The 25,743-nt window shown below is 67.2% G+C and carries 26 protein-coding genes and 2 pseudogenes; 21 read left to right on the top strand and 7 right to left on the bottom strand.

Going from position 1 to position 25,743, the window contains the following annotated elements; genetic code table 11:
• Nucleotides 1–148 precede the first annotated feature (148 nt).
• The 11 genes and pseudogenes from WT53_RS16380 (at nt 149) to WT53_RS16330 (ending at nt 10,938) form a co-directional block, all read left to right on the top strand.
• Nucleotides 149–2,869, top strand: coding sequence for a TonB-dependent siderophore receptor (locus WT53_RS16380; protein ID WP_060260644.1), 2,721 nt, complete (start codon nt 149–151; stop codon nt 2,867–2,869).
• A 718-nt stretch (nt 2,870–3,587) separates the two neighbouring features.
• Nucleotides 3,588–3,842 (top strand): type II toxin-antitoxin system HicA family toxin, encoded by a 255-nt coding sequence (locus tag WT53_RS16375; protein WP_034207353.1) that lies wholly within the window; start codon nt 3,588–3,590, stop codon nt 3,840–3,842.
• On the top strand, nt 3,839–4,198 hold the full coding sequence (locus WT53_RS16370; protein ID WP_060260641.1) for a type II toxin-antitoxin system HicB family antitoxin: 360 nt from the start codon (nt 3,839–3,841) through the stop codon (nt 4,196–4,198). The genes WT53_RS16375 and WT53_RS16370 overlap by 4 nt, the downstream gene beginning before the upstream one ends.
• Nucleotides 4,199–4,296: 98 nt before the next feature.
• Nucleotides 4,297–4,555 (top strand): annotated as a pseudogene (locus tag WT53_RS32485) (hypothetical protein); the annotation flags it as partial.
• A 140-nt stretch (nt 4,556–4,695) separates the two neighbouring features.
• A pseudogene (locus WT53_RS16360) lies at nt 4,696–5,067 on the top strand (helix-turn-helix domain-containing protein); the annotation flags it as partial.
• A 432-nt stretch (nt 5,068–5,499) separates the two neighbouring features.
• Nucleotides 5,500–6,642 carry an acyl-CoA dehydrogenase family protein gene (locus WT53_RS16355; RefSeq protein ID WP_034207349.1) on the top strand — a complete coding sequence of 381 codons (1,143 nt, stop codon included), beginning with the start codon at nt 5,500–5,502 and terminating at the stop codon, nt 6,640–6,642.
• A 49-nt stretch (nt 6,643–6,691) separates the two neighbouring features.
• Nucleotides 6,692–7,594 carry a CoA ester lyase gene (locus WT53_RS16350; RefSeq protein ID WP_059785824.1) on the top strand — a complete coding sequence of 301 codons (903 nt, stop codon included), beginning with the start codon at nt 6,692–6,694 and terminating at the stop codon, nt 7,592–7,594.
• An 8-nt stretch (nt 7,595–7,602) separates the two neighbouring features.
• Nucleotides 7,603–8,256, top strand: coding sequence for a pyridoxal 5'-phosphate synthase (locus tag WT53_RS16345; RefSeq protein ID WP_034207347.1), 654 nt, complete (start codon nt 7,603–7,605; stop codon nt 8,254–8,256).
• Nucleotides 8,256–9,485, top strand: coding sequence for a cystathionine beta-lyase (metC, locus tag WT53_RS16340; protein ID WP_059785991.1), 1,230 nt, complete (start codon nt 8,256–8,258; stop codon nt 9,483–9,485). The genes WT53_RS16345 and metC overlap by 1 nt, the downstream gene beginning before the upstream one ends.
• The gene (locus tag WT53_RS16335; RefSeq protein ID WP_034207912.1) at nt 9,479–10,123 is read left to right on the top strand and encodes a glutathione S-transferase family protein; all 645 of its coding nucleotides are present in this window, start codon (nt 9,479–9,481) and stop codon (nt 10,121–10,123) included. Before metC ends, WT53_RS16335 begins: the two co-directional genes overlap by 7 nt.
• Before the next feature lie 32 nt (nt 10,124–10,155).
• Nucleotides 10,156–10,938, top strand: a complete 783-nt coding sequence (locus WT53_RS16330; protein WP_080747774.1) for a glutamine amidotransferase — start codon at nt 10,156–10,158, stop codon at nt 10,936–10,938.
• Here WT53_RS16330 and WT53_RS16325 read toward each other — a convergent pair.
• The 5 genes from WT53_RS16325 to WT53_RS16305 all read right to left on the bottom strand — a co-directional run bounded on the left by WT53_RS16325 (nt 10,861) and on the right by WT53_RS16305 (nt 16,580).
• Nucleotides 10,861–11,595 (bottom strand): autoinducer binding domain-containing protein, encoded by a 735-nt coding sequence (locus WT53_RS16325; protein ID WP_060260633.1) that lies wholly within the window; start codon nt 11,593–11,595, stop codon nt 10,861–10,863. The genes WT53_RS16330 and WT53_RS16325 overlap by 78 nt on opposite strands.
• Nucleotides 11,596–11,680: 85 nt before the next feature.
• A complete protein-coding gene (locus tag WT53_RS16320; protein WP_230624922.1) occupies nt 11,681–12,166 on the bottom strand; it encodes a hypothetical protein in 486 nt (161 codons plus the stop codon).
• A gap of 5 nt (nt 12,167–12,171) precedes the next feature.
• Nucleotides 12,172–13,710 (bottom strand): DHA2 family efflux MFS transporter permease subunit, encoded by a 1,539-nt coding sequence (locus tag WT53_RS16315; RefSeq protein ID WP_059785818.1) that lies wholly within the window; start codon nt 13,708–13,710, stop codon nt 12,172–12,174.
• Nucleotides 13,707–15,071 carry an efflux RND transporter periplasmic adaptor subunit gene (locus WT53_RS16310; protein WP_060260630.1) on the bottom strand — a complete coding sequence of 455 codons (1,365 nt, stop codon included), beginning with the start codon at nt 15,069–15,071 and terminating at the stop codon, nt 13,707–13,709. The genes WT53_RS16315 and WT53_RS16310 overlap by 4 nt, the downstream gene beginning before the upstream one ends.
• A gap of 9 nt (nt 15,072–15,080) precedes the next feature.
• Entirely contained in the window at nt 15,081–16,580 is a 1,500-nt protein-coding gene (locus WT53_RS16305; protein ID WP_052100288.1) for an efflux transporter outer membrane subunit, read from the bottom strand.
• Between the two features lie 103 nt (nt 16,581–16,683).
• Here WT53_RS16305 and WT53_RS16300 point away from each other — a divergent pair, with 103 nt between their 5' ends.
• A complete protein-coding gene (locus tag WT53_RS16300; RefSeq protein ID WP_034207342.1) occupies nt 16,684–17,520 on the top strand; it encodes a helix-turn-helix domain-containing protein in 837 nt (278 codons plus the stop codon).
• A 109-nt stretch (nt 17,521–17,629) separates the two neighbouring features.
• Nucleotides 17,630–18,997, top strand: coding sequence for a glutamate--cysteine ligase (locus tag WT53_RS16295; protein WP_060260627.1), 1,368 nt, complete (start codon nt 17,630–17,632; stop codon nt 18,995–18,997).
• A gap of 19 nt (nt 18,998–19,016) precedes the next feature.
• On the opposite strand, the gene WT53_RS16290 is transcribed toward WT53_RS16295, so the two are convergent.
• Nucleotides 19,017–20,129: a 3-deoxy-7-phosphoheptulonate synthase gene (locus tag WT53_RS16290; RefSeq protein ID WP_060260624.1), complete on the bottom strand. Its 1,113-nt coding sequence runs from the start codon at nt 20,127–20,129 to the stop codon at nt 19,017–19,019.
• A gap of 383 nt (nt 20,130–20,512) precedes the next feature.
• On the opposite strand from WT53_RS16290, the gene WT53_RS16285 reads away from it, so the two are divergent.
• From WT53_RS16285 to WT53_RS16250, 8 genes are all read left to right on the top strand, one after another.
• Entirely contained in the window at nt 20,513–20,923 is a 411-nt protein-coding gene (locus WT53_RS16285) for a thioesterase family protein (protein ID WP_034207340.1), read from the top strand.
• Nucleotides 20,924–20,951: 28 nt separating this feature from the next.
• Complete coding sequence (locus WT53_RS16280) at nt 20,952–21,599, top strand: hypothetical protein (protein WP_059785806.1); 648 nt, start codon at nt 20,952–20,954, stop codon at nt 21,597–21,599.
• Nucleotides 21,596–22,147, top strand: a complete 552-nt coding sequence (locus tag WT53_RS16275) for a shikimate kinase (RefSeq protein ID WP_060260620.1) — start codon at nt 21,596–21,598, stop codon at nt 22,145–22,147. The genes WT53_RS16280 and WT53_RS16275 overlap by 4 nt, the downstream gene beginning before the upstream one ends.
• A gap of 559 nt (nt 22,148–22,706) precedes the next feature.
• A complete protein-coding gene (locus WT53_RS16270) occupies nt 22,707–23,126 on the top strand; it encodes an organic hydroperoxide resistance protein (RefSeq protein ID WP_034201940.1) in 420 nt (139 codons plus the stop codon).
• Between the two features lie 66 nt (nt 23,127–23,192).
• Nucleotides 23,193–23,519, top strand: coding sequence for a DUF4148 domain-containing protein (locus WT53_RS16265; protein WP_034207338.1), 327 nt, complete (start codon nt 23,193–23,195; stop codon nt 23,517–23,519).
• A gap of 62 nt (nt 23,520–23,581) precedes the next feature.
• Nucleotides 23,582–23,908 (top strand): DUF4148 domain-containing protein, encoded by a 327-nt coding sequence (locus WT53_RS16260; RefSeq protein ID WP_059826690.1) that lies wholly within the window; start codon nt 23,582–23,584, stop codon nt 23,906–23,908.
• A 74-nt stretch (nt 23,909–23,982) separates the two neighbouring features.
• Nucleotides 23,983–24,312 (top strand): DUF4148 domain-containing protein, encoded by a 330-nt coding sequence (locus WT53_RS16255; protein WP_059785794.1) that lies wholly within the window; start codon nt 23,983–23,985, stop codon nt 24,310–24,312.
• A 168-nt stretch (nt 24,313–24,480) separates the two neighbouring features.
• On the top strand, nt 24,481–25,197 hold the full coding sequence (locus WT53_RS16250; RefSeq protein WP_060260617.1) for a GNAT family N-acetyltransferase: 717 nt from the start codon (nt 24,481–24,483) through the stop codon (nt 25,195–25,197).
• A gap of 52 nt (nt 25,198–25,249) precedes the next feature.
• On the opposite strand, the gene WT53_RS16245 is transcribed toward WT53_RS16250, so the two are convergent.
• Nucleotides 25,250–25,705 carry a MarR family winged helix-turn-helix transcriptional regulator gene (locus WT53_RS16245; RefSeq protein WP_006482257.1) on the bottom strand — a complete coding sequence of 152 codons (456 nt, stop codon included), beginning with the start codon at nt 25,703–25,705 and terminating at the stop codon, nt 25,250–25,252.
• Nucleotides 25,706–25,743 lie beyond the last annotated feature (38 nt).

The raw sequence follows: 25,743 nt of genomic DNA, 5'->3' as shown, positions 1-25,743 counted from the left end.
AAGAAATAAAGTTGAAAGAAGCGGGCGGTCGGACGGAATGGTTGTGAGCACAAGATGACGAATCAGGAATGCGGGGCAACGCTATTTAAAGGCCGGCGAATCTCCGTTCATACAAAAAGGTCAGGCCTTGCGACGACAGAGGGGTGTTATGAAACCAACGGCTTTGGGATCGGCAATACGCAGCATCGCATGGGCTGAAGTCGCGTTGACGGCGGCTTTGGGTACCTCCGCTTACGCGCAGACGACGCCTGTCGACGGGGGCGTCGCCGCCGGGCAAACCGGCAGCACTGCCGCTGAGGCGCCCGCGCCGGCATCGGGCGCCGCCGCGGGCGGGCAGACCGTGAAAAAGCTCGACAAGTTCGAGGTGACGGGCTCGCTGATCCGCACGTCCGACAAGGTCGGCCACACCGAAGTGCAGGTCATCACCGCGAAGGAAATCCAGCAAAGCGGATACACGACGGTCGCCGATTTCCTGCGTTCGACCTCGGCCAATTCCGCCAGCAGCTGGGGCCAGACGACGATGAACAGCTCGGCCCCCGGCGGCGCCGGCATGGCGTTGCGCGGGCTCAGCGAGAAATACACGCTCGTGCTCGTCGACGGCCAGCGCGTCGCGAACTATGCGCAGTCGGTGAACTTCACCGACACGTTCTTCGACGTCAACGCGATTCCGCTGAACATGGTGGAGCGCGTCGAGATCGTCAAGACCGGCGCGGTGTCCGTCTACGGGTCGGACGCGATCGCGGGCGTCGTCAACATCATCACGAAGAAGAACTTTCAGGGCCTGCAGATCGACGGCCAACTCGGCAAGGCGCAGCATCCGGGCGACGGGCAGGGCAACTTCAGCGTACTGGCCGGCTTCGGCGATCTGAATTCGGATCGCTTCAACGTCACCGCGGCCGCCAGCTATTACCGCGATTCGGGCTCGACGCTCGGCGATCGCGACATGACGTCGGCGCAAGACTTCACGCAATATCCCGGCGGCCTGGCCGCGCCGCTCGGGCCGAACCAGCAGTCGTACTGGTCGCTGGCGGATGGCTCGAAGGTGCCGCTTTCGCCGTGCCCGCCGGGCAGCAAGACGAGCGCGACCAATTGCACGTACAACCCGGCCGCCTCGACATCGCTCGTTCCGTCCACGACGCGCCTGAACGCGAAGGTGCGCGCCACCTTCAAGATCGACGACAACACGCAGGCCTATGCGGGCTTCTGGGTGAGCCGCGATGAAACCGTCCAGTCGCAGGGGCCGGCCTCGATCTCTAGCACGACGAACGTCTACAACCCGTCGACCGGATCCGTTTCGCCGTTGCCGCGCACCGTACCGGTGAGCAACCCCTATAACCCGTTCGGCGTGCCGACGGCGATCAACCTGACCTTCCCGGCCAACGTCGTGGGGGCGGATACGGTATCGACGTTCTGGATGGCGAATACCGGCGTCAAAGGCTCGTTCGACGCGGGCAGGTTCGGCGCGTGGGACTGGTCGGCCGATTACGGTCACTCGCAGAGCACGGTCGATACGACGTACAGCAACCGGATCAACGTCGCGGGCCTCGAGAACATGCTCGCCAACGGCACCTACAACTTCTCGAACCCGGGCTCCACGCCGAACGGCCTGAAGGGTGTTTTCACGGACGACGATCAGCAGGCCATCTCGAAGGTCGACAGCGTGACGGCCAAGGCTTCGACGTCGAATCTGTTCACGCTGCCCGGGGGACCCGTCGGTCTGGGCCTGGGCACCGAGTTCCGCCACGAATCGTCGACGATCAACCCGCAGACGCTCGCGTCGCAAGGCGTATCCGCGCCCGCGAACGTGCAGACGGTGGAAGGTTCGCGCAACGTCGCCGCCGCGTTCTACCAGGTCGACATTCCGATCCTGCGCAACCTGACGTTCACGCAGGCGGGCCGCTACGATCACTACAGCGACTTCGGCGGGGCGTTTTCGCCGAGCTTTGCGCTGCGTTTCCAGCCCGTGCAAATGCTGACGACGTATGCATCGTATAGTCGCGGCTTCCGCGCGCCGACCCTCGTCGAAAACTCGCAGGCCGTCTATCTCTCTCACCAGAACCTCGTCGATCCGAACGATCCGAGCGGTGTGCCGACGAAGCACTTCACGACGGAGCAAGTCGCGGGCAATCCGAATCTTCAGCCCGAGCACACGAAGAACTACAACATCGGCTTCCAGCTTTCGCCGGACGCGATGACCGATATCGGCGCGGCGTTCTACAAGGTCCGCATCGACGGCGTCATCGGCACCGACGATCCGAACGCGGTGCTCGTCGCCAACGATCCCTCCCGCGTCGTGCGCAACGCCGACGGGTCGGTGCGTTACCTCGTTCAGCATTTCGTGAACCTCGGCGCGCTCGACACCGATGGTTTCGATCTGAACTTCCGCAAGGCGCTGCGCACCAAGTACGGCACGTTCACGCTCTCGGGCGACTGGGCCTATGTGTGGCACTTCAAGCTGCACAGCCCCGGAACCGCGCCGCAGGACTTCGCCGGCAACAACCTGGCGCTGCTGCAGCCGTTCGGCGCGAGCAACCCGCGCTGGAAGGGCAATACGAGCCTGAGCTGGGACTACCGGCAACTGACCACCACGCTGACCTGGCAATACACGGGGCCCTATACGAACGCCGTGGCCGCCGAATTCGGCGACGGCGGCACGGGCTCGGTGGCGTCGTACAGCCAGTTCAACCTGATGTTCAACTACCGCGGCTTCAAGCATTGGACGATTTACGGCGGTATCACGAACCTCTTCGACAAGAAGCCGCCGTTCGACGTCGAGTGGCAAGCCGTGCCCGACATCACGGGCTATGACCAGTCGCTCTACACGGACCTCGGCCGCTTCTTCCAGGTCGGCGCGACGTACCGGTTCTGACGGCGAGGAAGCCGCCAGGCGGCGACCGGTCCCGGCGCGCGGCGCGCGCCGGGACGACGAAGGATGAGCACGGGCCGGATCGGCTACATCGCGCAGAAATACGGTGGTCGAGATGCAGGTTCGATCCGCGCTTGAGGCGCACCTCGTAGGCGTCTTCGTGATCTTCCTTCTGGACTGGCAGCCAGCCTCAAGTGCGGAGATGTAAGGTTTCGCGGCCAGCGTGCCGTGTCACGGAATGCCGCGCTGGCGCTCTGCGCGTCGTGGCTGATCGACGATTTCGAGGCGCGATCGAGCCGCCGGGGCGCATAAATCCGGTCGCGCCGGCCGGGTCACAGGCCGACGCGTTGTTTCGTCGGGTTTACGCGCCAAACTGCATCATTTTCTCACCATATGAAATCGCCGAAACCCCGCGCCAGCGGGCGTTTACGCCGATCCCGGCCGGTGCATCAAAAACGATCCATTTAGCGAAGCGCGGGGAGGGGGATGCGATTTTCCGGGTGCGGGGTCGGGTGTTCGTGAGTCGGCCCCGCTGGCAAACCCGAGTCATTCGCGCGATTTCAGCCCTCTGGCGGGCTGGCAGCGCCATCGTAATCCTGCGTGCCTCGACGCGTCAGACAGGGCTAGCGGCCCGCGATCGCGTCGGTGGGAATCAAACGGCGATAGCACAATTTGCTATCATTCGATATCAAGTGATATCAAATTGTGCTATCACGAGTCTATGAAGACGAAACACGCCCGCACGCTGAGCGCGATCTACACGAAGCCGACCCTGGGCGGCATCGTGTTCGCGGATATCGAAGCATTGGTTGTCGCGTTGGGCGGCAGCATTCACGAAGGCGCCGGGTCGCGCATTGCCTTCGAGCTGAACGGGACGCGCCGATACCTGCACCGCCCGCATCCGGGCAAAGAGGCGAAGCGCTATCAGGTAGAGGATGTGCGCGAGTGGTTCAATGAAATGGGGATAAAGCCATGACCAACGCAATGACGTACAAGGGCTATTACGCCCGCGTCGACTTCGACGGCCGCGACAATATTTTTGTCGGGCATGTGCTCGGCGTCGATGACAAGATCAGCTTTCACGGCGAGACGGTCGCCGAACTGACGGACGACTTTCACGCGGCCGTCGACCATTACCTCGACGAGTGCGCACGCACAGGCCGAGCGCCGCAAAAGCCGGCGTCGGGAAAGCTGATGTTGCGCATCAATCCGGAAACGCACGCGGCCGTCGGTGTCGCGGCGGCCGTTGCAGGCGAGAGCGTAAATCAGTGGTCGGAAAAGGTGCTCGGGCGCGCTGCGCGCGAAGTGTTAGAACGCGCCGCACACGTTTGATCGAGGTCCGAAATATGACCAAAGATGTTCAATCGCGATGGTTGGTTTGGCCAAAACGGGCGCTATACACGGCGACAAATGCCGGCCTCTTTTTCGTGGGAGCCGCTAACCTCGGCGATCTGGCCGGCACGCTCGACGAAGCGAAGAAAATGCAGAACGAGCGCGCGCATCACGGCGTTCGGGCTCGGCGGCCACGCGACCAAAGACGCTGAAAAGTACGTTCGCGCCATGAACACGATGGGCGTCAGCACGTCCGACAACATGACGTTGATGCGCGACGCGTGGTCGATCTTCGCCGACGAGCATCACGCTCAAATGGTCATGCCGACGCTGTCGAAGATGAAGTTTGCTAGCGATTTAATTTGACATAATCAACATTATCGATAGTTTGTGTTGTAGCAGCCATATCCTAATGTCGTGTTCTGGCTATTTACAGATGTCGTGTTTTTGACTGCTGGCATGCTGGACGGCTCGTTGAGTAAGCCCGGGAGCCGACCATGCAGCCAGCCGGATTGGTGACACTGACGATGCGAGAGCTTGATCGACTCAAGGTAATCCAGGCCGTGGTGGATTTAGGTTTGAAGCCTGGCCGCGCGGCAGAACGGCTGGGCCTGACGGTCCGGCAGATCGAGCGGCTGGTGATTCGATACCGGGAGTCTGGTGCGGCGGGCCTGGCGTCGCGCAAGCGTGGCGGCCCCGGCAATCGGCGGCTAGATACGGAGTTGGCCCAACGGGCGCTGACGATCATCCGCGATCGCTACACCGATTTCGGGTCGACGCTGGCCTGCGAGAAGCTCTGGGAGTGTCACGGCATTCGGTTGGCCAAGGAGACGGTCAGGAGGCTGATGACGGACGCCGGGATTCAGATATCCGCCTGCCGGCTATTTAAAAGTGATTTCAGCCAGACGGTCAACTGATAAACCTTCAGCGGATGCTGTCGACGTGGAATCCACAAGCCGGTATGACACGCGTTGTCAAACCCGGATTCAGGCGATGCGAAACACGGAGTTGAATCGTAGTCCAAATTGTTTCAGTGTTGACCATCCTCTGCGCGATCGCGTCGCGCTCGACCGCACGCACGCAGGCGGCCGCCCCACCCTTCGCCGCACCGATACGCCGGATGTCCAGCGTCGGTGAATCGATCGGCCTCGTATCCCGGGCCGTCGCGATCCCCCTGAACCGTCCATTCACCCTGCAACTACCACTACTGCCAGTACCTGCGCTGTCCGTGGCCCCTTAACCTTGTCGTCACCACTGGCGCGCCGTCGAAGGCCGCGCCGCTTCGACCGGAGACACGAAAGATGCCATTTGACTGGACGCAGGAGCAGCACGCGACGCGTACGCGGTTTCGCCATATCGGCGCGGGGATCGCCGCCGCCGTCGCACATGACGGCAACGCGCCCGCCCGGTTCGACGAAGCCGGCTGGACGCGGCTCGGGCACGAAGGATTGTGGGACATGATCGTGCCGGAGACGTATGGAGGCGACGGTCACGGCTGGTGGCATTTTTCCGCGGCGCTGGAAGGGCTTGCATCGTCGATCCGCCGTCCGGCGCTGCTGCTGTCGGTGATCGCGCAGGCCGGCATGGTGCGCGCGCTCGAGCGATATGGCACGGCGGCGCAGCAGGACCGCTATTTCGGCGCGATCCTGCGCGGCGAACTGAGCGCGACCGCGATTGCCGAGCCGGGCACCGGCACCGACGTGCGCAGTATCGCGACGACGCTCGTCGAGCACGGCGACGGCTATCGGCTGACCGGCAGCAAATTCAATATCGCGCATGCACCGCTTGCGCGTTTCATCCTCGTCGTCACGCGCATCGAAACGCCGGGTCGGCGCAACACCGCGCTCGTGATCGTCGATCGCGACCAGCCGGGCATGACGGTGGCCGCGCCCGACCGCAAGCTCGGCCTCGACGACCTGCCCACCGGCGCGCTGCATTTCGACGACTGTCCGATCATGCGCGGCCAACTGCTCGGCGAACCGGGTGCCGGGCTCGGCAACCTGATCGACATCATCTCGCTCGGCCGTCTCTATTACGGCCTCGTCGCCGCCCAGGTGACGGCGCCCTATCTGCGCGATGCGATCGGCTATTGCCGCGAGCGACGCAGCTTCGACAGCACGATCGACACGCATCAGTACGTGCAGCGCCGCCTCGTGGACCTGCAGATCGGTATCGAGCGCGGCACGTGGCTCGCGCGCGGCGCGCTCGCGCAGTTGCTGACGGACCATCCGCAAGCGTTGATGACGTGCTCGATCGCGAAGCTGGTCGGCGCTCAGGATCTCGTCGACAGCGCGCTCGGCCTCGTGCGGCTGTACGGCAGCCTCGGCTACCAGGCCGGGCCGGTGGCCGCGTTCGCCTCGGACGCGCTGGGCTTCATGAGCGTCGGCGGCACCGAGGAAATGCATCGCAAGAACATCTTCAACCAGATGATGCGCGCCGGCTGATCGCCCGCGCCATCGCCACGCGTACCACGCGCCCTACAGGAAACCACGCATGACACCGACGAACCGACGCCCTTCCCGCCTGCGCCGCTCCTGGCTGTTTCTCGCCGGCGCCGATCACGATGCGCTCGTTGACGGCACCGCGAGCGGTGCGGACGTCCTGATCCAGGAACTGGAAACCTTTACTCCTCCCGACCGGCGCCCGGCCGCGCGCGAACTGAGCGAGCGGGTGCTCGCGGGCTGGCGCGATGCCGGCGTGCTGGCGTCCGTGCGCGTGAATCCGCTCGACGCGGGCGGCATCGACGACCTGCGCGCCGCGATGCGCGGGCGCCCGGACATCGTGATGATGTCGTACGTCGCGACGCCCGAGCAGGTCGTCGCGCTCGACGAAGCCGTCACACGTTTCGAGCGCGAGTACGGCATCGCGCCGGGCTCGACCGAGCTCGTGCCGAACGTCGAGACGACGCTCGGTCTCGTGAACACGATGGCGATCGCGCGCTCGAGCCCGCGTGTATCGGCCGTGCTCGTCGCGACCGAGGACATGGTGGCCGACATGGGCGCCGAGCGCACCCGTGCGGGTCGCGAGCTCGACTACGTGCGCTCGCGCTTTCGCGTCGAATGCGCGGCGGTCGGCGTGACCGCGATCGACTGCCCGTACAGCTATGCCGACAACGAAGGTGCTGAACTCGACATGCGCGTGTCGCGTGGCCTCGGCTACCAGGCGAAAGCGATCGTCAACGCGCAGTTCGTGCCGGTCGTCAATCGCGTACTGACGCCGACGGCCGACGAAGTCGCCCTCGCCCGCCGCGTGATCGACGCGTTCGACCACGCGCGGCGCGCCTCCGGCGGCCGTCGCGTTGCCGCCGCCGTCGTCGACGGCTTCCTCGCGGAAGTCCCCGACTATCTCGCCGCGCATCGGTTGATCGCCCGCGCGACGCAATTCGGCATCGCATGAGTGTCGCCATGGATACGATCGCAACGCGCCTGAAGGCGCTGAAAACGCTCGCCCACGCTGCGCCGCACGTGGCGACCGACAACTGGGCCGGCACGCCGCACGCGCAGTTCGAACGCTGGCTCGACGAGGCCGTGACCGCCGGCGCACTGGAACCGCAAGTAACGACGCTGTCGACGGTCCACCCGGACGGACGGCCCGATGCGCGGTCCGTCGTGCTGCTGAATGTGGACGCTCGCGGCTGGCATTTCGCGGCGAACGCGCGCAGTCCCAAGGGGCGCCAGCTCGCGAACCGGCCGTTCGCGGCGCTGACTTTTTACTGGCCGGTGATCGCGAGCCAGATCCGGCTGAGCGGCCCTGTCGAGCGGTTGCCGGCCGCCGAAGGCCATGCCGATTTCGCGGGGCGCCCCGAGCGGTCGCGCGCGAGCATTCTGGCCGGACGGCAAAGCGAACGGCTCGACGATCCCGCCGACCTGACGCGTGCGATCGACGCGCAGCTCGAGCGTCTGGCCGCCGATCCCGCGCTCGTGTCGGAGGACTGGCACCTGTATGCGCTGGCGCCCGACGAAGTCGAGTTCTGGCGGGCCGACAGTTCGCGCCGTTTCGCGCGGCAGGCTTACCGTCGCGCCGGCGCGCGCTGGGAACGGTGTGCGCTATGGCCGTGATGTCCGCCGAACCGCCGTCGCTGCCGCGCGACGGCATGCATGACCGCCTGCACGACGACACGCGGCTCGCGCACGCGGGCCGCGACAGCGCCGCGTGGCACGGCTTCGTCAATCCGCCCGTCTACCATGCGTCGACCGTGCTCAGCCCGACGGTGTCGGATCTGCTGAACCGCACGCAGCCGTATATCTACGGCCGTCGCGGCACGCCGACGACCGAAGCGCTCGAGCGCGCGGTGACGAGCCTCGAGGGGGGAGCCGGCGCGGTGCTGTGCCCGTCGGGCCTGTCCGCGTGCACGCTCGCGCTGCTCTCGTGCCTGAAGCCTGGCGACCATCTGCTGATGACCGCATCGGTCTACGGCCCGGTGCGTCACGCATGCGAAGGCGTGCTTGCGCGGCTCGGCGTCGAGACGACGTGGTACGGCGGCAGCACGTCCGTCGCAGCCGCGTTTCGTCCGAACACGCGCGCGCTGTACGTCGAAGTGCCCGGGTCCTACACGTTCGACATGCACGACATCCCTGCCCTCGTGCGGCTCGCGCACGCACACGGCGCCCAGGTCATCGCGGACAACAGCTGGGCCACGCCGCTGTTCTTTCAGCCGCATGCGTTCGGGATCGACCTGTCGATCCAGGCCGCCACCAAGTATCTGGTCGGGCACTCGGATGCGATGCTCGGCACGGTGTCGGCCAGCGCGCGCGCGTGGCCCGCGTTGAAGCAACTGCATGGCGATCTCGGGCTGTGCGCGGGCCCCGACGACGTGTATCTCGCGCTGCGCGGGTTGCGCACCCTCGGCGTGCGGTTACGGCAGCACCAGCGCAACGCGCTCGCGGTCGCGAGCTGGCTCGACGGGCGTCCCGAGGTGCAGCGCGTGCTGTATCCGGCCTTGCCGGGCGACGACGGGCACGCGCTGTGGCGCCGCGATTTCCGTGGCGCGTCGGGGCTGTTCTCGGTCGTGCTGCAGCCGGCTCCCGCGCACGCGATCGACGCGTTGCTCGATCACCTGACGCTGTTCGGGCTCGGCTATTCGTGGGGCGGCTACGAGAGTCTCGCGCTGCCGTTCGAGCTGGATGCGCACGGCCTCGCGGCGCGCTGGCCGTCCGGCAGCCGCGGCGTGCGCCTGCACATCGGGCTCGAGGATCCGGACGACCTGATCGCCGACCTGGCGGCTGGCCTCGATCGCTACGCGGCATGCGCGTCGATCGCCGCCTGCGAGGATGCGTCGCGATGCTGACCGTCTGGGGCCGCCGCACGTCGTTCAACGTGCAGAAGGTGTTGTGGCTGATCGGCGAGCTCGGCCTGCCCTACCGGCATATTCCGGTCGGCGGCGAGCACGGCTCGCTGCAGACGCCCGCGTTCGCGGCGCTGAATCCGACCTGCCGGATTCCGGTGATCGACTGGGACGGCGACGTCGTATGGGAGTCGCACACGATCCTGCGCTATCTGGCCGCGCGGGTGCCGAACAATCCGTTCTGGTGTCGCGACACGTTCGCACGTTCGCGCGCGGAGCGCTGGATGGACTGGTCGCAGACCGCGCTCGAACCCGACGTGATGACCGGATTGTTCTGGGCACTCGTGCGAACGCCACCGGAGCGGCGCGACGATGCGATCGTGCGCGACAAGGCCGCGCGCAGCGCCATGCATTACCGGCTGCTCGACCGGCTGCTGTCGACCCAGCCGTTTCTCGGCGGCGCGACGCCGGGCTTGGCCGACATTCCGGCCGGCGCGACGCTGTTCCGCTATTTCTCGCTCGACGTCGAGCGGCCGCCGCTGCCGCACGTCGAGGCCTGGTACGCCCGCCTGTGCCGACGGCCCGCCTACCGCGAACAGGTGATGGTGTCGTTCGAAGCGTTGCGCGGCCAGCCGGGCTGATCTTCTACCGACTCTTCTACCGACCACACGACATGACGCACTCCGCACTTCGTCCGATCCTGATCGTGCTGCATCGCGAACAGTCGAGCCCCGGCCGGATCGGCCGGCTGCTCGCCGCGCGCGGCCATCCGCTCGACATCCGCCGTCCGCCGCTCGGCGATCCGTTGCCGACGACGCTCGCCGACCATGCCGGCGCCGTGGTGTTCGGCGGCCCGATGAGCGCCAATGACGGCGATCGCTGGATCCGCGACGAGATCGACTGGATCGGCGTGCCGCTGCGCGAGGCGGCGCCGTTTCTCGGCGTCTGCCTCGGCGCGCAGATGATGATCCGCCATCTGGGCGGTCGCGTGAGCGCACATCGGGACGGACGCGCGGAAATCGGCTACTGGCCGATCGCCGCGACGCCGGCCGGCCGGCGGCTCGGTTCATGGCCGTCGCACGTGTACCAGTGGCATCGCGAGGGCTTCGAGCGCGTTGCCGGGCTCGAGATTCTCGCGACGGGCGAGCATTTCGAGAACCAGGCCGTCCGTTACGGGCCGTGCGCGTACGGTGTCCAGTTCCATCCGGAAGTGAGCTATCCGATGATGCGGCGCTGGAGCACGGCCGCCGCGCACAAGCTCGCGGCGCCCGGCGCGCAGGATCTCGCGACGCAGGCGAGCGAAGGCTGCCGCCACGACCGCTCGACGGCCGCGTGGCTCAGCGCGTTTCTCGACCGTTGGCTCGACGAGACGCCGGCATCAGGTCGGCACCGTCACGTCGGAGATGCTGATCAGCCCCCACTCGACCGCGCGCAGCACGGCTTCGTGCCGACGTGACACGTTGAACTTGCGGCGAATGTTCATGAAGTGGAAGTTGATGCACGACTCGGTCACGTTCAGGATGTGGCCGATTTCCCACGAGGTCTTGCCGGCCGCATGCCAGCGCAGACACTCGACCTCCCGCCGGCTGAGGCGCGGCACGCTGTCGGGCGGTGCGTGGCAGCGCGTGCCGGCGATCGCTTCGCATGCGATGTCGCGCAACAGCGTAAGCGCGGCCAGATGCCGGTCGCAGCGCTCGCGCGTGGCGGCGAGATCGTCCGCGCTTGCGCACGACAGCATGCCGACCTCCCCCTTCGGGCCGCGCACGGGCAGCACGACGCCGCTGCGCATGCCGTACGCGGCCGCCGCTTCGTAGCACGGCCGTTGCCCGGGCAATCCGAACAGCGCGTCGTCCCAGACGAGCGGCAGCGCCGAACGAAAGCAATGCTGCAGCATCGGGTCGATGCGGTCGAACTGCCGCTGCCGGTACAGCGCCGTCCAGCCCGGCACGCCGCTGCTCCACTTGCGCGCGAGATCGAACGATGCGCCGGTAAACGGCAACACGATCAGTACGACCTTGTCGAATCCCATGCCGGCGGCCGCGTCGGTCATCCGCTGCCATGACGCGTCCGTGTCGCCGGGTACCAACCATTTCAGACAATCCAGTCCTTTCATACAAGCCACCCCGTTTATTCGTTGAAATCTTCAATCAGGCGGACTTGCGCAACCGGTTCGAGGTGTTGCGCGCGAACGGGCCGCGCTAGACCGCCTCGGTCAGTCGTCGCCGACCCGCCTGCTTCGCGTCATCCAGCGAAGCCGCGACGTCGAACGGAATCCCGAACGCCTTTTCGATGCCGGACGCGTTGGCGATGGCCGCTTCACGCTCGTTCGGGTCCGGTTCGACCGACACGAGCGCGCGGCAGACCGCGGCGAGCGCGGCGCGGTTCTGCTTGAGCCACATGCCGCGCTCCTTGCGGTCGTCGTGCGGCTCGTCGGGGCGGGCCGGCGGAAAGATCATGACAAACGGCTCGCCGTGCCGCATCAGCGCGTGCATGTCGTCGAGCCAGCGTTGTGCGTAGCCGCGGGATGCGATTGCATCGTTGCGCACGACGACGAGCGGAAATTCCGCGACGTCGAATACGGCGAGCGTCGCCAGTGCGGGCGGCGTATTTCCGGCGTGGTGGGTAGGCATCGGGTCAATCTCCATCGAATTGAACAGCATGGGTCGGAACGGGCCGCGCAGCACTCGCTTCATCGTTTGGCGGCGGCGCCGGGGCCGAACGGCGGGCGGGCGAGCCACACCACCGCGATCACGGCGAGATACACGCAACCGAGCGCGAACGACACGTCGTTGAACGAAATCTGGTACGCCTGCGCATCGACCAGGTTGCCGAGCAGCGCCGCCGCGCGTTGCGGATCGCCGCCGCCGAGCTGCGCGAGCTCGGCGCGAACGGACGGATCGAACTTGCTCACGTGTTCGCTGAGCTGCGCGTGATGCAGGATCGCGCGCCGGTCCCACAGGAACGACGTGATCGACACGGCGAAGCTCGCGCCGAGCGTACGCAGGAACGTCGACAGGCCGGAGCCCGCGGCGATTTCGTCCGGCTTCAGGTCGGACAGCAGGATGCTGTTGATCGGCATGATGAACAGCGCGAGGCCGAGGCCCTGCAGCAACTGGATCAGCGCGATGTGCGTGAAGTCGACGTCGGGCACGAAGCCCGCGCGCAGGAACGACGACGTACCGAGGATCGCGAACGCGCAGCACACGAGCACGCGCATGTTGAAGCGCGGCGCGTACTTGCCCATGAACGGCGTCATCAGCACGGGGATCACGCCCATCGGCGCGACGGCCAGCCCGGCCCAGAACGCCGTATAGCCGAGCGTGCGCTGCAGCCACTGCGGCACGATCACGTTGACCGCGAAGAACGCCGAGTACGCGAGCACGAGCGTCAGCGTGCCGGCCGCGAAGTTGCGATGCGCGAACAGCCGCAGGTTCACGATCGGGTTCGGCTCGTTGAGCTCCCAGATCAGGAACAGCAGGATCCCGAACGCGGCGACCACGGACATCACGACGATGAACGTCGAGTTGAACCAGTCGGCCTCGTTACCCTTGTCGAGCACGATCTGCAGCGCGCCGACGCCGACGACGAGCGCGGCGAGACCGACATAATCGACGCGCGCGGCGACCGTCGTCTCGACGCGCGCGCGCATCTGCGCGAACACGCACATCGCGGCGAATACGCCGATCGGAAGATTGATCAGGAACGCCCAGCGCCACGAGTAATGTTCCGTCACCCAGCCGCCGAACACGGGGCCGGCGATCGGCGCGACGACGGTGACCATCGCGATCATCGACAGCGCGAAGCCGCGCCGCTGCGGCGGGTAGATCGACAGCATCAGCGCCTGGGTGGTCGGGATCATCGGGCCGGCCACGAGGCCCTGCAGCGCGCGGAACGCGACGAGCTGCGGCAGGTTCTGCGCGAGGCCGCACAGCAGCGACGCGAACGTGAACGCCAGCGTCGCCCACACGAACAACCGCACTTGTCCGACGCGCTTGACGAGAAACCCGGTCAACGGCAAGGCGATCGCATTGCTGACCGAGAACGTCGTGACGACCCATGCGCTCTGCGTCGTGCTGACGCCGAAGTTGCCGGCGATCGTCGGCAGCGAGACGTTCGCGACGGTGCCGTCGAGCACCTGCATGAACACCGCGAGCGCGAGGCCGAACGTCGTCAGCGCGACGCTCGACGGACGAAAGCCGGCGTCCGCGGCCGGCATCGGGCCGCTCATCGCACACGCTCCGCACGCACCGCCGCCGGCAGGTTCGCATGCACGATGTCCGCGATCAGGCTGTCGGCGCGCGCGAGCTCGCCGCGGTACACGTCGGTCCGAAACACCGGCGAATCCTGCTCGCGACGCGACAGCATCGCGCCGCTACGGTCGTGCTGGTCGACGCGCGCATGCATCGACAGGCCGATGCGCAGCGGATGCGCGTCGAGTTGCGACGGATCCGTCAGTTCGATGCGCACCGGCAATCGCTGCACGATCTTGATCCAGTTGCCGGTCGCGTTCTGCGCGGGCAGCAGCGAAAACGCGCTGCCGGTGCCGACACCGAGGCTCTGCACGCGGCCCGTATACCGCACGGCGTCGCCGTACAGGTCGGCCGTCAGTTCGACCGGTTGCCCGATCCGCATGTGCTCGAGCTGTTTTTCGGTGAAGTTCGCGTCGACCCACAGCTCGCGCAGCGGTACGACCGCGAGCAGCGGCACGCCGGGCGACACGCGCTGCCCGACCTGCACCGTGCGCTTGGCGACGTAGCCGGTGACGGGCGCGACGATGTCGGTGCGCGCACGGGCAAGATAGGCGGCGCGCAACCGCGACGCCGCGGCTTGCACGTCGGGATGCGATGCGACCGCGGTGTCGTCGACGAGCGCCTTGCTCGTCTGGTGCTGTTCGCTCAAGGTCGCGAGCGCGCTTTGCGCGGCGGCGTACGCGCTTTGCGCGGACGTCAGCGTGTCGAGCGCATGGGCGAGCTCCTCGCGCGAGATCGCGCCGGAGCGGCCGAGATCCTCGCGGCGCCGGTAGTCGGCCCTTGCCTTGTCGAGCGCGGTGCGCCGCGCGTCCAGGTCGGCGCGTGCGCCGTCGATGCTGTTCGCGAGCCCGCGCTCGTTGCTGTACAGGCCGCGCACCTTGCGCACGGTGGCCGCGAGATCGGCCTGCGCGGCCGCGAGCGCGATCTGCGCGTCGCTCGCGTCGAGACGGACGAGCGGCGTGCCGGCGCGGACGAGGTCGCCGTCGTCCGCGTCGATCGACACGACGGTGCCCGTCACCTGCGGCGTCAGCTCGACGACGTTGCCTTGCGCGTACGCGTTGTCGGTGGACTCGTACCAGCGGCCGACGATTCCGTACCAGATACCCCACCCGGCGATGCCGACCGCGAACGCGGCGACGAGCGCACGTACGAGATGCTTGCGTCTGGCGGGCGGCGGTGTGGCCGATGCGGCGCCGCCCGGCGCCGGTTGCGTGCGGGCGTCCGCCCCACCTGGCGCGCGTGGCGCACCGGTGTGGTCGGCCGACGGGTGCTGGCGGGCACTGGCGGGATCGGCGGCTGCGGGCCGCGCGGGAGTCTGCAGGGTGTTGTCGCTGCTCATGGTTCGATATCAAGGACGGTTGGAAGGCGTGGCGGCAAGCGCAACGTCGTCGGGCTCGGCGCGAAAGCCGCCGCCGAGGGCTGCAACGAGCTGCAGCGACTGGTCCGCGCGCTGGGCGCGCAACGCGGCGACTTCGCGACTCGCGATCAAGAGCTGCTGGCGCACGACGAGCGCGTCGAGGTAACTGCCGACGCCGGCCCGGTAGCGCGCGTCCGCGAGCCGCCATGCGTCGGTGGCGGCATCGAACGCGCGCTGTTGCGCATCGGCCTGCACGGCGAGCGCATGCAACCGGTGCAGATCGTCGGCCACCTCGCCGATCGCGCCGATCAGCGTCTTGTTGTAGCTGGCGACCGCGACGTCGTATTGCGCGTCGCGCTTGCGCAGCACGCCGCGCCGTTCGCCGCCGTCGAAGATCGGCAGGCTCACGGCCGGGCTGACGTTGTAGGTGCGCGAGGCGGCCTGGAACAGCGATGCGCCGCCGCGCGTTGCAAGACCGATCAGCGCGGTGAGACTCACGTCGGGCAGGAAGTCCGCGCGGGCGGCCTCGACGTTGCGGCTCGCGGCCTCCACCCGCCAGCGTGCGGCGACGAGATCGGCGCGCCGGCCGAGCAGCGCGGCCGGCAAGTCGGCCGGCACCGCGAGCGCGGCGGCGGGCAGCGGCGCAGGCCGCGCGAGCGCGAGGCCGCGATCGGGACCTGCGCCGAGCAGGATCGCGAGCGCGATGCGCGCGCTGTCGACCGCCTGGGCCGCGCGTGCCTGTTCGCGCATCGCGGTCGCGACTTCGCTTTCCGCCTGGCGCTGCTGCGCGACGTTGTCGATGCCTTTCGTGACACGCTGCCGCGTCAGCGACAGCGCTTCGTCGGCGCGGTCGTATTCGGCCTGCGCGACGTCCTGCTGATCGAACGCATAGGCGAGATTCACGTAGGCCCGCGCGACGTTGACGGACAGCAGCACGCGCGCGGCCCGCGCATCGATCCGTGCGGCCCGCGCTTCGCCGAGCGCGGCTTCCCACGCCGCGCGGCGGCCGCCCCACAGATCGAGATCCCAGCTCAGGCCGAGATTGATCTCGCGCGTGTGGCTGAAGAAACCGCCGCCCTCACCCGCCGAGAATTGCGTGCCGGACGTTCGCTCGCCTTTCGCGCTTGCACGGCCGACGAGGTGCGGCAGCCGGGCGGCCTGCGCTTCGATCACGAGCGCCTGCGCCTCGCGCGCACGCGCATCGGCGGTCGCGAGATCGGGATTGCCGGCAAGCGCTTCGTCGATCAGCGCATTCAGTTGCGCATCGTTCAGCGCAACCCACCAGTCGGCGGCCGGCCAGTCGCCGGCCGGCGCATGCGCGAGGCTGCGCGATGCGGCGAGCGTATCGGCGCCGCGCAGCGTGCCGGCGGGCGCGAGCCCGTCGCGGCTCGCGCAGGCGCCTAGCAAGGCGAGCGCCACGGCGACGGCCATGCGCGACAAGGTGCGCAGCGTGACGGCATCGCGTGGCGAGGGAGCAAGTGCTGCATGCATCGCGTTCCTCTGCTTCGTTTGGGTTTGAACACGACTCGCATTGTTGGACGCTCGCGGGCAAAGCTGATAATGTTGTTTAGACAAAAAATAATGAATTCCGGCCATGCCCATCCGAGACGCTTCTCCCGCCCGCGCAGTGCAGCGCGCCAACGCCGATCCGAGCGAACGCGCGGACGGCCCGTCACTGATCGCCGTCTGGGGCGAGGACGACGGCAGCAACGCCTACCAGCTCGGCACGCGAGAGGTCGACTGGCACAGCCATCTGCGCGGCCAGGTGTTCTGCGTCGAAAGCGGGTTCGCGCACGTGCGCACGCCGCACGGTTCGTGGCTGCTGCCGCCGCATCGCGCGGGCTGGATTCCGCCGGGAGAGCAGCACAAGGTCAGCATCAGCGGTGCGTTGAGCGGCTGGAGCGTCGTGATCGCACCGGCCGCGAGCCGCCGGATGCCCGATCAGCCGTGCGTGATCGCGATCACCGAACTGATGCGCGCACTCGTGCGGCGCGCGGTGTCGTGGGCCGACCAGGATCGGCTCGACATCGAGCAGGCGCGCATGAGCGTCGTGCTGCTCGACGAGATGCGCCGCGCGCCGCACGAACCGCTGCACTTGCCGATGCCGCACGACCGGCGGTTGCTGCGGATCGCCAACGCGATCCTCGGGCAGCCGCACGACGGCCGTACGCTCGACGCGTGGGCCGAATGGGCCGGGCTGTCCGCCCGCACGCTGAGCCGGCTGTTCGTCGCGGAAACCGGCACGAGCTTCGCGCAGTGGCGGCAACAGGCGCGGCTCACGCATGCGCTCGAACGTCTGGCGAACGGCGACAGCGTCGCCAACATCGCGGACGCGCTCGGCTATGCGACGCCGAGCAATTTCATCGCGATGTTCCGTCGCGCGTTCGGCGATTCGCCTGCCCATTACTTCGCGAAGCGCAAGCAGCCGTAATGCCGCACGGCCCCTATCACCCCTGCCAGTACTGCGCGCGCATCGACGTCGCTATAGTCGCCGTGCGACCGGCCGGTCGGTCGCCCAATGTGACCTGTGGAGGGTGTCGATGTCGAATGCCGTCGGATCGGACAACACGCCGATCGTCTCCGAGCAGCAGCTCGCCGATCATCTGGCCGCCGGCTGCAAGCCGGCCGCGCAGTTCCGGATCGGTACCGAGCACGAGAAGTTCGTCGTTTCCCGCGCGACGTACGCGGCTGCGCGCTATGAAGGGCCGTCCGGCATCGCCGCGGTGCTGGCGCGGCTGCGCGGCGACGGGACGCCGATCGTCGATGCCGGGCAGACCGTCGGCGTGATTCAGCGCGACGGCGCCGCGATCTCGCTCGAGCCGGCCGGCCAGCTCGAACTGTCGGGTGCGCCACTCGATACGCTGCACGACACGCATGCCGAACTGCATGCGCACCTCGCCGCGGCCCGTGCGGCATGCGATCCGCTCGGCCTGCGCTGCGTGCCGCTCGGCTTTCACCCTCACCTGTCGCGCGACGCGCTGCCGTGGATGCCGAAGCAGCGCTACGCGATCATGCGGCGCTACATGCCGCGCGTCGGCACGCGCGGGCTCGACATGATGCAGCGCACCTGCACCGTGCAGGTCAACCTCGATTTCGCATCGGAAAGCGACATGGCGCGCAAGATGCGCGTCGCGCTCGCGTTGCAGCCGGTCGCGACCGCGCTGTTCGCGAATTCGCCGTTCCGCGACGGCCGCCCGTCGGGCCTGTTGTCGACGCGTGCGCACACGTGGCTCGATACCGACGAGGATCGCTGCGGCGTGCCCGCGCTGTTCCTGTCGCGCAGCTTCGGCTTCGAGCGCTACGTGAACTGGCTGCTCGACAACGTGCCGATGTATTTCGTGCGGCGCGGCGATCGTTATGCGGATGCGACCGGGCACACGTTCCGCGATTTCATGCGGCGGCGCATTCCGCATCTCGAAGGCGAGACGCCGACGCTGGGCGATTTCGCGGACCATCTGACGACGGTGTTCACCGAGGTACGGCTGAAGCGCTATCTCGAGATGCGCGGCGCCGATGCCGGCTCGCCCGACATGATGGTCGCACTGTCCGCGTTCTGGACCGGCCTGCTGTACGATCCGGCCGCGCTGTCGGACGCCGGGACGCTGGCTGCCGCGATCGACCGCGGCACCTTGCTTACGCTGCGTCGCGACGTGCCGCGTACCGGGCTCGATACGCCGGTCGACGGCCGGTCATTGCGCGCGATCGCGGCCGATGCGCTCGCGATCGCGCATCGCGGCCTGCGCGCGCGGGCGCGCATCGATGCGGCCGGCCGCGATGAATCGATGTATCTCGCGCCGCTCGACGAGATCGTCGCCGGCGCGCCGACCCAGGCCGAACACTGGCTGGCCCGCTATCGCGACGCGTGGGCCGGCGACGCGACGCGGATCCATGACGAAGCCGCCATCTGAGCGCGTCGCGCCGGGCCGTTCACGCGCAGCAGGCGAGCAGCGGCTCGTGAGCGAACTCGGCGCCGAGCGGCAGCGCGTGGCCGCGTCGCCGCGTACGGACGGCGTGCGCGAGCGTCTCGAACAGCTGTGCGGTATCGGCGAACGACAGGCACGCGTCCGTGATGCTCTGCCCATAGCGCAGCGGTACGCCGGGCACGAGATCCTGCCGCCCTTCGATCAGGTTCGACTCGATCAGCACGCCGACGATGCGCGTATCGCCGGCCGCCACCTGCGCGGCGACTTCCGCGCCGACCGCGAGCTGATTCCGGTACTGGCGGCGGCTGTTGCCGTGACTGACGTCGATCATCACGCGCGGTGCGAGGTGCGCGGCCGTCATGCGCTCGCATGCGGCATTCACGGCGGCCGCGTCGAAATTCGGCTCGCGGCCGCCGCGCAGCACGACGTGCGTATGCGGATTGCCGGACGACGCGGCCGCGCATAGCCGGCCGCCCGTATCGATCGACAGGAAGCGGTGCGCGTGCGCGGCCGCGCGCATCGCATCGACGGCGATCTGGACATTGCCGTCGGTACCGTTCTTGAAGCCGATCGGGATCGGCAGCGACGACGCCAGCTCGCGATGCACCTGCGACTCCACGGTGCGCGCGCCGATCGCGCCCCACGCGACCAGATCGGCCAGGTAGCGCGGCGACAGCGGATCGAGCAACTCGGTCGCGGCCGGCATTTCCGCGCCGTTGATGTCGCACAGCAACGCGCGGGCCGTGTGCAGTCCGACGTCGATCCGGTCGCTGCCGTCCAGCAGCGGATCGTTGATCAACCCCTTCCAGCCGACCGTCGTGCGCGGTTTCTCGAAATACACCCGCATCACGATTTCCAGTTCGTCCGCAAAGCGCGCGCGTTGCAGCGCGAGCCGCGCCGCGTAGTCGCGTGCGGCGTCCGGATCGTGTATCGAGCACGGGCCGGCGATGACCACGAGCCGGTCGTCCGTGCCGTCGAGCACGTCGACGATCGCGCGGCGGGTCGTATGAACGGTGCGCGACGCGCGCCACGCCGGCGGCAGTGCGTCGGCCAGATCCGCAGGGGACGGCAAGCGCAGCACGGCGTCGCGGTTTGTCGTCCAGGCGTTTGCATGCATGGGGACTGCCCTCCTGTCGATAATTAACGAGACTTTTTACTACAGCGCGACTGTATTGAATGGTGCTTTCGGCGCGCAACTAACATAGTTATCAGTATCTAATTCATAACCTTATGAATGTGAAGAATAAGCGTCGGATTCGATAATCGGGGGTCCGGCAATTTGCTGTTATCGGGGCGTGGAATGGAGCGTTCATTCGGTTTTCATTTGAAAACGCGGATGCGATTGTTGCGCGGCAATGCACGCACGTACGGCATTTTTACCAAGCTTCGCTATTCGTTCTGATAGTGGCGGCCAGATAGTCGTTCGATTAATTTTCGGATGCCCGACAGGCCATTCGGGCTTGAAAATATAAATCAACCCAGTCATTGCGGAGAGTCATCATGTCGAAACGACATTACGAAACCCCCATTCACGTCAAGTATCGCGATACGGATTCGATGGGGCATGTGAGCAGTCCCGTCTATTACGACTATCTGCAGCATTCGTATCTCTGCTACATGTTCGACCTGCTCGGCCTGCCGCGCAGCGAGAAACTGCCGCACATCATGGTGAAGACACAGTGCGAATACCTCGCGCCCGCCCAGTTCGGCGACAACCTGACCGTTCGCTCGAGCATCGTGCGCTTCGGCAGCAAGAGCTTCGATCTCGAACACCTGATGGAGCGCGACGACCAGACCATCGTCGCGCGCGGCGTGTCGACGCACGTGATGTTCGATTACGCGAACAACACGACCCTGGCCGTGCCCGACGAATTCAAGACGCGCGTGCTCGAATTCCAGGGGTCGCTGTAATGGGGGCGCGCCTGCTCGGGAGCGGCACGTGAGCTGCACGGTGGCGCGCGCCCGGCGCCGGATCGGCGCGATCGTCGAGCGGCGGGACGATCGCGCGATCGTGATCGTCCGGCATGCGGCGCAGGCATTGCTCGAGCCGGCGACGCTCGAGCGGCACCGCGCGCTCGCATGCCGCCATGAGGACGAGCTGGAGGTGCTGCTGCAGCCGTGCGGTGGCGTGCACGACGGCGTGCGGCCGCTGCTCGGTCGGCTGCGGGACGCCGGCGTAGCCGTGGCGCTCGACGCGGCGACGGTGGCCCACGACGCGTCGCTGCTCGAATTCGCGAGCTGGGTCACACGGTGTACGACGCCCGACGGTTCGGCGGCGGCACCCGACGATACGGCCGTGCCCGGCGGTGCGCTGCTCTACGGGCTGGTCGTGCGGTGGCGCGATCTGCACGGCAGGTGGCGGCGGCCGGGGCGCGACGCGGAGCCTGAACGCACGCCGCGGACCATCGCGGCGGACGCGGCCGAGCACCTCGTGGCCGGCGATCCCGACGCGCCGGTGCTCGGCGCGCTGCTCGACGCCGATGACGCGTCGACCGGCGCGGCGCTCGACACGTTGTCGGACGCGGTGCGCGCGCGACGGATCTGTCTGGCGACGCGGGCGCGCTGGCCGCTCGCGCGACGGCTATGAGCGGCGTGGTCGCGCCGGCTGGCGCGCGCGCGTTCCTGGTCGGCATGATGGGTGCGGGCAAGTCGACGCTTGGCTGCGCGCTCGCGGCTTCGCTCGGCTGGGCGTTCGCCGACAGCGACGACGAGATCGAACGGCGCACGGGGCGCCCGGTCCCCGCGCTGTTCGATGTGGTCGGCGAAGGCGGCTTTCGGCTGCTCGAAACGCAGATCGTCGACGAGCTGACGCAGCGCACGAACGTGGTCGTCGCGACCGGCGGCGGCTCGGTCCTGAATCCGCGCACCCGCGCACGCCTGAGCGAACGCGGCAGCGTGATCTATCTGCATGCGGATCCCGATGTGCTGTGGCGGCGGACGCGCGACGACACGCGGCGGCGGCCGCTGCTGCAGTCGGGCGAGCCGCAGCAGACGCTCGCCGCGCTGTACCGGATGCGCGACCCGCTGTATCGCGAATGCGCGCATGCGCTGGTCGATACGGCCGCACATGATGTCGCGCGCGCGACGGCGGAAGTATTGACGTTGCTGTTTGCGCGGATGAAGGCGCCGGAGTGACGGTGCTTTCGCTTCCCTGCCCTTCGAATCGAGCGCGCGTTCGGTATCACGCGCGTTTTTGAATTGGTGAGTTCGGATTCTTTATCGTGCTGTTGTGATAAGAAGAGTTATCCGGATGGTTCTGTTGCGTGATCAAACGGCGTGTTCCGCGACAGAAGAATCGACGCGCCGCACGCCGCGAATCCGTACTCGTCGAACCACCCGGCAGGACGTCGGCGGGTCGCTCGCGATCGGGCCGGCAAGGCTGGAAGAGACGGTGCGCTGTAGAAAGCGAAATAATGACGAGGCGCCTGTTCGCTTTAGGTAAGCGTTGACCGGACGACTGCTCCGCTTTCCCGCGGCCTTTCCGGAATCGTTCGCCGTTCGTCGATGTCCGGCCATTGTCGCCGGATCGCCTGAAAGCCTTGTCCAGCAAGGCGCTACACGATCCAGATACATTGAAATACAAAATATCGCATGCGATTTAATCGAATGCGCTTGACGTAGGCGGTCATCAAGAGGAAACTGCGTCGCATGCGATCGAATCGCATCTGAGACAAACCAACCGACGGAGCAAATGATGAGCAAGATCGACAAAGTGCTGTACACGGGCAAGACGCATACGACTTCCGGCGGCCGCGACGGCGCCGCGCGCAGTTCCGATGGCCGCCTCGACATCCAGTTGTCGTCGCCGGGCAGCGCCGGCACCGGCACCAACCCGGAGCAGCTGTTCGCAGCCGGCTGGTCGGCCTGCTTCATCGGCGCGATGCAGCTTGCGGCGCGCGCCGCGAAGGTGACGCTGCCGGCCGATCTCGCGGTCGACGCCGAAGTGGATCTCGGCACGGCGGGCAACGCGTACTTCCTGCAGGCCCGGCTGAACGTGAGCGTGCCGGGGCTCGAGCGCGACGTCGCGCAACGCATCGTCGACGCCGCGCACCAGACCTGCCCGTATTCGAAAGCGACGCGCGGCAACATCGACGTCGACATCCGGATCGCCTGAACGTGGCATCGGGCGGCCGAGCGCCGCCCTCCCGAATTTCCGATTCCTTTTCCATCGAGGTGAAACATGAAAGTCCAACTGATCGCTGCCCTGTTCGTCGCTGTTTCGGCTGCCGTTGCCGCTCCGGCGTTTGCCAATGAAGCCACCGTGACGCGTGCGCAGGTGCGCGCCGAACTCGCGCAGCTTCAACGCGTCGGCTATCCGCTGAACCGCGCGACCGATGCCACCTACCCGAACGATCTGCAGGCCGCGCTGACGCAGATCCACGCCGACGATGCCGTCGCGGCCAACGCCGCCGCGTCCGGCTACGGCAGCGACGGCGACACCGCGACGCAATCCGGCCGCCGGCACGTCGCAAGCGTGGCCGAGCGCTCGGTGTACTTCGGTCACTGAGCACGCGCGGTACGTGAACCCTGATTCCCTTTATCCCTGATTCCATTTTGTCGAGGTGAACGATGAAAACCCGATTGATCGCTGCCCTTCTCGTGGCTGTTTCCGCTTCTGCCGTCGCACCGGCGTTTGCCGACGAGGCCGTCGTGTCCCGCGCGCAAGTCCGCGCCGAACTCGTCCAACTGGCCCAGGCCGGTTATCGGCCGGGCCGCGCGAACGATCCGCACTATCCGGACGACCTGCAGACCGCGTTGACGCGCATTCACGCCGGCAACGCGGTGGCGGCCGATGCTGCGGCATCCGGTTACGGCAGCGATGCCGCCGCCGCGACGCAGTCGGGCAGCCGGCCGGCGACGCGACTCGCCGAACGCTCGATCTACTTCGGCCATTGAACGAACGCGCGAACGGCGCCGATGGCCGGCGTGCGATGCGCAAACCCTGAATTCCTGAATCCCTGTCGAGGTGAATGATGAAGACCCAACTGATTGCCGCCCTTCTCGTTGCCGTGTCGGCTTCTGTCGCCGCACCGGTTTTTGCCGGCGAAAGCACCGTCACGCGTGCGCAGGTGCGTGCGGAACTGGCCGCGTTGCAGCAAGCCGGCTACCAGCCGAATCGCCCGAACGATCCGAACTACCCGGACAATATCCAGGCCGCGCTGAGCCGGATTCGCGATCACGATGCCGTCGCGGCCGATACGCAGGCAGCCGGTTACGGCAGCGATGCCGGCGGTGCCACGCAGTCCGGCAGCCGCAACACGGTGCGTACCGCCGAGCGGTCTATCTATTTCGGCCATTGAGCGCGGTACGGCGAATTCGGCCGCCGAAGCCCATCATATAAAGCGCATGCGATGTAATCGCGTGCGCTTTTTTATTTGTATCGTCCCGAACTGCATCGTCGCCGCTACCTGTTCGCCGGATCCGGGATTATTCTGTGCGGCACCCCATCTTCCACCCAGGAGCCGCCGATGCCGGACGCCATGATCGGAAACGCGACAGGCGATGCGCACGTGCTCGACCGGGTCGTCTGGAATGCGCTCGCGGGCAGGCAGCGCCGTTTCGCGCTCGGCGAGGGCCGCGCGCTGCGGTTCCCGGCGGCCATCGCGCCGTTTGCCGCGATCGACGACACGAGCCCGGCGTCGTTCGATGCGCTGCGCGAACTGATCGCCGCACACGGGCCGGCGGCGCTCGTCACGCCGGACGAGATCGAGCCGCCGGCAGGCTTGTCGGTGATCCGGCGCGCGACGTTGCTTCAAATGACCTGGCAACGGACGTTCGATCCGACGTACGACGCGGAATCTGTCCCGCTCGGCGAAGCCGACGTGCCGGACATGCTCGCGCTGACCGCCGCCGCGCAGCCGGGCCCGTTCGGGCCGCGCACGTGCGAGCTTGGCCACTACATCGGCGTGCGCCGTGAAGGCCGGCTGGCCGCGATGGCGGGCCAGCGGATGCAGGTCGACGGATATACCGAGATCAGCGCCGTCTGCGTGGATGCTGCGTTTCGGCGGCAAGGGCTGGCCGCGCGGCTGATTCGGTCGTTGATCGCGACGATCGGTGCGCGTGCGGAAACGCCTTTCCTGCACGTCCTCACGACGAACCAGGTGGCGATCGAACGCTATCTCGCGCTCGGTTTCGCCGTCCGTCGCGAGATGCGCCTGCTGGTGCTGGGCGACGCACGCGCGTGACAATGCGGCCGGCGCGATTCTCGCGTCGGCCGCTTGCCGTGTCCGGATGGCTTTATGCTTCGGTCGACCGGATCAGGTTGCCGCGCAGCGTGACGATCGCCTTCTGCACCTTGGCGAACTCGTCCGGCTTCAGGCCGGTGGCTTCGACCAGGTTCATGTCGAGCCCCTTCTCGCGCACGCGGCGACCGCTTTTGGTCAGGCTGACGAGCACCTGGCGCTCATCGGACGGATCGCGATGCCGCTCCAGATAGCCCATCGCCTCGAGCTTCTTCAGGATCGGCGTCAGCGTGTTGGATTCGAGGAACAGCTTCTCGCCGAGCTGGCCGACGGTCTGGTTGTCCTGCTCCCACAGCGCAATGATCGTGATGTACTGCGTATACGTGAGGCCGAGCTCGTCGAGGATCGGCTTGTATGCCTTGCCGAACGCGAGGTTCGCCGAGTAGATCGCAAAGCACAGGAACTCGGACAGCTTCGGCGCGGCGGGCGACGGGGTTTCGGTCGGTTTCATGGACTTCCTCCAGCGACACGAAGGGTCGCAGACGATCG

This window comes from Burkholderia sp. MSMB2157WGS (assembly GCF_001532755.1).
GTDB lineage: Bacteria > Pseudomonadota > Gammaproteobacteria > Burkholderiales > Burkholderiaceae > Burkholderia.
This window is presented reverse-complemented; position numbering and strand designations above follow the sequence as displayed.

Excerpts from the sequence above, each read along its gene's own strand:
- WT53_RS16345 (WP_034207347.1), top strand. The coding sequence starts at position 7,603 with ATGGATACGATCGCAACGCGCCTGAAGGCGCTGAAAACGCTCGCCCAC.
- WT53_RS16335 (WP_034207912.1), top strand. The coding sequence starts at position 9,479 with ATGCTGACCGTCTGGGGCCGCCGCACGTCGTTCAACGTGCAGAAGGTG.
- WT53_RS16275 (WP_060260620.1), top strand. The coding sequence starts at position 21,596 with ATGAGCGGCGTGGTCGCGCCGGCTGGCGCGCGCGCGTTCCTGGTCGGC.
- WT53_RS16300 (WP_034207342.1), top strand. The coding sequence starts at position 16,684 with ATGCCCATCCGAGACGCTTCTCCCGCCCGCGCAGTGCAGCGCGCCAAC.
- WT53_RS16370 (WP_060260641.1), top strand. The coding sequence starts at position 3,839 with ATGACCAACGCAATGACGTACAAGGGCTATTACGCCCGCGTCGACTTC.
- WT53_RS16325 (WP_060260633.1), bottom strand. The coding sequence starts at position 11,595 with ATGAAAGGACTGGATTGTCTGAAATGGTTGGTACCCGGCGACACGGAC.
- WT53_RS16380 (WP_060260644.1), top strand. The coding sequence starts at position 149 with ATGAAACCAACGGCTTTGGGATCGGCAATACGCAGCATCGCATGGGCT.
- WT53_RS16285 (WP_034207340.1), top strand. The coding sequence starts at position 20,513 with ATGTCGAAACGACATTACGAAACCCCCATTCACGTCAAGTATCGCGAT.
- WT53_RS16375 (WP_034207353.1), top strand. The coding sequence starts at position 3,588 with ATGAAGACGAAACACGCCCGCACGCTGAGCGCGATCTACACGAAGCCG.
- WT53_RS16245 (WP_006482257.1), bottom strand. The coding sequence starts at position 25,705 with ATGAAACCGACCGAAACCCCGTCGCCCGCCGCGCCGAAGCTGTCCGAG.
- WT53_RS16290 (WP_060260624.1), bottom strand. The coding sequence starts at position 20,129 with ATGCATGCAAACGCCTGGACGACAAACCGCGACGCCGTGCTGCGCTTG.
- WT53_RS16315 (WP_059785818.1), bottom strand. The coding sequence starts at position 13,710 with ATGAGCGGCCCGATGCCGGCCGCGGACGCCGGCTTTCGTCCGTCGAGC.
- WT53_RS16255 (WP_059785794.1), top strand. The coding sequence starts at position 23,983 with ATGATGAAGACCCAACTGATTGCCGCCCTTCTCGTTGCCGTGTCGGCT.
- metC (WP_059785991.1), top strand. The coding sequence starts at position 8,256 with ATGTCCGCCGAACCGCCGTCGCTGCCGCGCGACGGCATGCATGACCGC.
- WT53_RS16355 (WP_034207349.1), top strand. The coding sequence starts at position 5,500 with ATGCCATTTGACTGGACGCAGGAGCAGCACGCGACGCGTACGCGGTTT.
- WT53_RS16295 (WP_060260627.1), top strand. The coding sequence starts at position 17,630 with ATGTCGAATGCCGTCGGATCGGACAACACGCCGATCGTCTCCGAGCAG.
- WT53_RS16305 (WP_052100288.1), bottom strand. The coding sequence starts at position 16,580 with ATGCATGCAGCACTTGCTCCCTCGCCACGCGATGCCGTCACGCTGCGC.
- WT53_RS16250 (WP_060260617.1), top strand. The coding sequence starts at position 24,481 with ATGCCGGACGCCATGATCGGAAACGCGACAGGCGATGCGCACGTGCTC.
- WT53_RS16265 (WP_034207338.1), top strand. The coding sequence starts at position 23,193 with ATGAAAGTCCAACTGATCGCTGCCCTGTTCGTCGCTGTTTCGGCTGCC.
- WT53_RS16350 (WP_059785824.1), top strand. The coding sequence starts at position 6,692 with ATGACACCGACGAACCGACGCCCTTCCCGCCTGCGCCGCTCCTGGCTG.
- WT53_RS16270 (WP_034201940.1), top strand. The coding sequence starts at position 22,707 with ATGAGCAAGATCGACAAAGTGCTGTACACGGGCAAGACGCATACGACT.
- WT53_RS16260 (WP_059826690.1), top strand. The coding sequence starts at position 23,582 with ATGAAAACCCGATTGATCGCTGCCCTTCTCGTGGCTGTTTCCGCTTCT.
- WT53_RS16310 (WP_060260630.1), bottom strand. The coding sequence starts at position 15,071 with ATGAGCAGCGACAACACCCTGCAGACTCCCGCGCGGCCCGCAGCCGCC.
- WT53_RS16330 (WP_080747774.1), top strand. The coding sequence starts at position 10,156 with ATGACGCACTCCGCACTTCGTCCGATCCTGATCGTGCTGCATCGCGAA.